Source organism: [Mycobacterium] manitobense (assembly GCF_025821665.1).
Classification (GTDB): Bacteria; Actinomycetota; Actinomycetes; order Mycobacteriales; family Mycobacteriaceae; genus Mycobacterium; species Mycobacterium arseniciresistens.
Genome location: NZ_JACKSJ010000126.1, coordinates 1 through 474 on the forward strand (window position 1 = coordinate 1; position 474 = coordinate 474).

At 69.2% G+C, this 474-nt stretch carries 1 pseudogene; it reads left to right on the plus strand.

The annotated features are described in order from the left end of the window. Positions 1–107: 107 nt before the first annotated feature. A pseudogene (locus H7I41_RS15835) lies at positions 108–474 on the plus strand (glycosyltransferase); the annotation flags it as partial.

The window sequence follows — 474 nt, forward strand, 5'->3', positions numbered from 1 at the left end:
ATGGCCCGCCGCCCGGAGCCCGGGGTCGACTATCGGCCCATGACGACCGTCGCACATCGCGTGATCATATGGCCCGCCGCCCGGAGCCCGGGGTCGACTATCGGCCCATGACGACCGTCGCACATCGCGTGATCATGCGCGGCAGCCAACGCAGATTCGACCGGGCGCTGGCCGCGGCGGGCTCGCGGTCATCGCCGGTGTTCATCAGTGACTGGCCCCGGCTGGCGGACGGGATCGTGCAGCTTTCGGTCGAAGACTTCGAGTATCCGCGTTCGGACCTCCCGCCGAGCGTCGAGTTCGTGGGGCCGGTGCTGCCCGGTAAGGGCAAGGTGGACAAGGGGTTACCGGATTGGTGGCCGGATCTGCACGGGGCCGAGGCGGTGGTCCACGTCACCCAGGGCACGTTCGACAACACCGATCTCGGCCAGCTGATCGCCCCCACCCTGGAGGCGCTCGCCGAGCGTGAGGATCTGC